Genomic DNA, 4,700 nt, shown 5'->3' with positions numbered 1-4,700 from the left:
ACCTCTGCTTAGTGTCTATGCTGACATGAGCAATACCTGCAAAGAGTACGCCAATCCTGATCGCTCATAGGGAGTAGGGAGTAGGGAGTAGGGAGTAGGGATAATAAAATTTAATTTACCTGATAACTGTGATAAATGCTATAGTTTGGTATTCATTAGTTTCTCCTTACTGTTACTTTAAATACCAGCCCTAATCCCACTTCCAAATAGGATTAGTTGACCAGAATTTGGTTGGGATTTATCAACAAGTTTTCAACTAAGTACTTGGACATCAATTCTGTTAACTGTGTTAAGAAATTTAAAGTTTATCAACCCCTTTCTGTTCCCTCTTCCCTTTTCCCTACTCCCTACTCCCTATTGCTCTACTATCAACCGTTATTCACAATAGCATTTTATTATTTTTCAGTAAAGTTTATTTAAAGCTTCTGTAATCTTGGTCAACTATCCTGCCCCTTGCTATAGACTTATTTTTATTACTTAAACCTCAGTAAGATCAACAAATAAGTTATAGGGGTAAATCAATGTTAAAGCTACAAAGTATCTGCCAAAACATAGCACTACTCACTACTGGTGCGGCTTTAAGCCTAGCAGTTATTGAAACTAATCCTGCCCAAGCTATTACCATTACCTATGAGTTTTCAACAGCAGGGTCATCGGGTAAGTTTAGCTATGATGATGTCAATGAAACCCGGAGTGAATTTATTGTTCCTCCTGGTATTACCGTAGTAAACTTAACTTATCCAGTCGATGAAATTGAGTTTTTTTTCAACAATAGAACCTATACCAAGGCGGATTCTACGAGACAGCCTGTATGGTCAATCCTGGCCGGAGAGGGCCGGCTAAGTTGGGCTACAGAAGATTTTAGGTTTAATCCTGGTAGTGGTCCAAGTATTTTCGGAGACTTGTTTACTGCGTTCGAGGTAGATGGAGAATTGCCAGAGACAGTGGGTTTTAGGCGGGTAGAAAATGAACCACCAGCAAGTGTACCTGAACCTCGCACGGTTATAGGACTTACTCTTTTAGGTTTAGGCTGGCTCTCAAAGAAAAAGATAGCATCTTCGCCAAAGGTATAGAAAAAACAGACTAAAAAAACCTAAGCATATGCGCTACGCTCACGCGTGCGCGTTCAGCTATCAGCCGTCAGCCTTCAGCTTTTGAATGAAATAGGTAAGCATTTGCTTAATCTCAGTTCCCTGGCCTTTCGGCCAGGAATTCATAGTCTTTGGCCACGCTACGCGAATGGCCAACGGCTGATAGCTGAATGCTTACTCTTTCTCGGGCTGATGAGGCTTTCAATACCTGGAAGTCACTACCATAGTTGAAACCCTTGACAAACCTTAACATACCTTGGTTAATTCACTACATCTTTACCACTACCATTGATATTATTTACCTAAAACCTAGAGTTAATTTTCCTGACTCTAGTACCGAGATGCAATCCCTTTTCAGCCGAACATACCGACCCTGACGTAACGCAAAATGTGGATATTTTTCAATTTGCTTAAACCCCTCAGTCTGTAGATGCGCTTTGATAATCTTCATAGTGGAAGTTGTTTCGTGATGCCGATCAACTAATCGAATAATGTGTGGGATACCATAGGGAGGTAAAAGTTCTTGCAAGTGAGTCAAGAAATCATCAAGAGTTTCACCTTCATCCAAATACTCAATAGGTAAAATAGATGCCATCCCTACTTTACCCGATGCACCAGGAATTGGAACTCCATAAACAACCGCTTCTCGGACTTTACCCGTCGATAAAATTGCTTCCTCGACTTCCACACAAGAAACATTTTCTCCTTTCCAACGAAAGCTGTCACCCATACGGTCAACAAACATAAAAAAGCCTTCAGCATCTCGACATAGTAAATCTCCAGAACGCCACCACAAGTCACCTGGTTCAAATAAATTTCTCCAGAGTTTATCCTCATCTAGTTTTGGGTCAAGATAACCTCGATAGAAATTACCCGGAACCCGCAACACAGCCTCTCCAACTTCTCCCGGTGCAACAACTTTTCCTTGCTCGTTAACTAACGCTACATTGTTGGCATCAGGATGGTCTAGGGGAATAAAACCACAATAACCCGGTCTTCCCGTCCAATTTGTCAGTGCTGATGCTGGCATTTCTGTCGCACCGTAATGTTCTACTACTTTTTCAATCCCAAATCTTTCGATCACCTGCTCCCAGAGGGGAGATGTTAAACCATTACCAAAAATAACGCGCAGGGGATTTTTGGCATCCTCGGGTTGTTGGGGACTGTTGCTCAGATAACGCCACAGTTCGCCAATATAAACAACTGAATCACAATTGTAGGTACGCACATCCGTCAGAAATGCTCCCACAGAAAATTTATCGCGGACTACAGCACAAGCTCCCACTTCTAAACAACTAGAAAAAGCCACAGCTAGCCCATTTCCATGATAGAGAGGCAAAGTGATGTAACACTTACTGTCAGAAGACATCCCTGTTCGCAACGACCAAGCGATTCCTGCACCAATCATCCGGCGATGACTAAAGAGTGCAGGTTTACTGCGACCACTGGTTCCACTGGTAAAGATAATTACAACTGGGTCATCAATTGTGACGTGACAACGGTGTTTTGCGGAAGTCCGACCTGACCAGGGACGTTCAAGAATCCAGTTTGGGTCATAGGTTTCTACTGATGGGATGGGCTGACCTATGGTAATCTTGACTCCTGAATTATGGGCTAAAGTTGATAATTTTTGAGCTGATTCTCTGACATTAAATAAAACTGCGACAATTCCTGCTTTAGCTAATCCCAAGACAGTAGCTAGGAAAACAGCACTATTGTTTTGGTGAACCCCGATGTATTTTTGATTTGAGGAAATCGCCCATTCTGCTATTTTATCGGCTGCGCGATCAAGTTCTTGATAGCTCCAAGGGGATATAGAACCCACCTCCTGCACTATTGGGCGGTGAGACAATTGAGCTACTGATTGTTCCCAGACATCCGCCCAACTATTGACGTTTTGTGCTGCTAAATCTTGCCATCTTTTGCTTTCATAACTTGCATATTTGTTGTATTTCTCGACAATTGTATTTTTAAGCATTGGATTCCTGGGGCGAAAAACAGGCTAAAATCAATACTGGGTAATGATTTCAACCCATAAACTACAAAAGATACACATGCTACTACGTCGCTGTTTTGGGCAGACATTAAACGTAGTTATAACCTACATTACGCGCTACTGATTGTCCTGCTACTGATTGCCCTATGTAAGAACTACAACCGTTTGGTGATTTGGCGAACATAAAATATCATATCCGTATAAATATTTATACGGATACTGGGTTTGACTTTCGCAAAGCTGCTACGATAAAAATGCCATCTCTGCGTAATACACTCTGTATGGCAACATTCTGTTATTACCTTCACACTTTCTTGAGCACAGAATTCCAATTTTTGGAAACATTGTATCCATACATATCTAGATAATAGCTATCTATCAAATACTCCTCTTCATGTTTTTTCAGCCAGCTTTCCAACTCTGCCATTAGCCTTTCCCCTAGTGTTTCTTGGTCGGGATAATCTTCGTCATAAGCACCAATAACTTTCTCATCTTTGATGCCACGCTTCCACATTAAAGGATTAGTATCCTCAATAATGATATAGTCTCCACTCTGAAGACCATTGTTATGAAAATACTCTAAAATTCCCGCTGAATTGACATGAGCATCTTCAGTAATGAACCAAGGATGAGGGAGAGTAGAGAGTAACTCTGGAGGTAATATAGACTCAATGTAATTACTATCTCCTTCGAGAAACTGAACTCTTGGGTGGTCTTTTGCCTTCTCATCTAGGAGAGATAAATCTATATCAGTTGAGTAAACGTAGCTCTCAATTTCCAATGCCTTGGCAATATCTGCAAACCAAATTGCACTACCACCATTAAAGGCTCCAATTTCAATAATCGTTTGAGGTTGAAGCTCGTACATCAGCATCGGATAAAGGGTGATTTCCGGAACTCCTTTAGCCAAAATCATTCCTTTCCATGTCTGTAAATTGTTGTTTTGCAACAGATTTTTCCACGCGGCTTCTGGAAGATCACTACGATACTCTCGTTCGGAAATCTTGACAAACCGTTTTTCGTTCGATAGTTCGTGTTTATGTTTGGCTAGTTGAACTGTTGTTTTGAAACTCATAATATTCTCTCTAAAATTAGAAACGAATCTTAATAGGTGAACCACCATTCTCTAAACTGAGACGACCAGTTTCAAGAATTGCTGTTGTCTGGAGAGTTCGTGCAGCAGTTGCGAGAGTATTGTCAAAATCTTTGGGTTCCGCTTTTCCCTCATTAATACTGCCTACTGCATCCACAAATCTTTCAAGACTTTGATAACCGTAGGCTCCCTGTCCAGCAAATTTGCCATCAGAGGGTTCGTACTTCATAAATAGGGGGTTAATACTAGCATATCCCCCAGATACTGTTGCAGTTGTATAACCTCGATGAGCTTGATCGACTTGTAACTCTCCTTGATGACCCATGTAGAAAAACCGTTGTTGGGAATGAACGTCAGATTTAGGGGCAATCCATGATGCCGTATGAATGGAGATTCCTAAATTCCCACTCTCGATGTTTTCCCACTGAACCGTTAGGGCAATGGTATCTTCGGTATCAATGCCTAACTCTGTCTTGGCGACTCCAGTAGCAGCTAAAGCATTTACTTGGATGGGTCTGGA

5 protein-coding genes are annotated in these 4,700 nt (G+C 41.4%); 2 read left to right on the top strand and 3 right to left on the bottom strand.

From position 1 onward, the window contains the following. Positions 1–216: 216 nt before the first annotated feature. Entirely contained in the window at positions 217–420 is a 204-nt protein-coding gene (locus tag F6J99_RS42330) for a hypothetical protein (protein ID WP_293122759.1), read from the top strand. A 101-nt stretch (positions 421–521) separates the two neighbouring features. Beyond that, positions 522–1,073: a PEP-CTERM sorting domain-containing protein gene (locus F6J99_RS42325; protein WP_293122756.1), complete on the top strand. Its 552-nt coding sequence runs from the start codon at positions 522–524 to the stop codon at positions 1,071–1,073. A 316-nt stretch (positions 1,074–1,389) separates the two neighbouring features. On the opposite strand, the gene F6J99_RS42320 is transcribed toward F6J99_RS42325, so the two are convergent. The 3 genes from F6J99_RS42320 to F6J99_RS42310 form a co-directional block, all read right to left on the bottom strand. After that, the gene (locus tag F6J99_RS42320) at positions 1,390–3,069 is read right to left on the bottom strand and encodes an AMP-binding protein (protein ID WP_293122753.1); all 1,680 of its coding nucleotides are present in this window, start codon (positions 3,067–3,069) and stop codon (positions 1,390–1,392) included. A gap of 322 nt (positions 3,070–3,391) precedes the next feature. Beyond that, complete coding sequence (locus F6J99_RS42315) at positions 3,392–4,162, bottom strand: CmcI family methyltransferase (protein WP_293122750.1); 771 nt, start codon at positions 4,160–4,162, stop codon at positions 3,392–3,394. Positions 4,163–4,178: 16 nt separating this feature from the next. Further along, positions 4,179–4,700: hypothetical protein (locus F6J99_RS42310; protein ID WP_293122747.1), on the bottom strand; the 522-nt coding region annotated here is incomplete at its 5' end.

It is taken from the genome of Moorena sp. SIO4G3, from assembly GCF_010692305.1.
Classification (GTDB): Bacteria; Cyanobacteriota; Cyanobacteriia; order Cyanobacteriales; family Coleofasciculaceae; genus Moorena; species Moorena producens_A.
The sequence above is the reverse complement of the archived record's forward strand: the minus strand, read 5'-3'. Positions and strand labels throughout refer to the sequence as shown.

Bases quoted from the DNA above. Each gene is read 5' to 3' on its own strand.
- F6J99_RS42325 (WP_293122756.1), top strand. From the start codon at position 522: ATGTTAAAGCTACAAAGTATCTGCCAAAACATAGCACTACTCACTACT.
- F6J99_RS42320 (WP_293122753.1), bottom strand. From the start codon at position 3,069: ATGCTTAAAAATACAATTGTCGAGAAATACAACAAATATGCAAGTTAT.
- F6J99_RS42315 (WP_293122750.1), bottom strand. From the start codon at position 4,162: ATGAGTTTCAAAACAACAGTTCAACTAGCCAAACATAAACACGAACTA.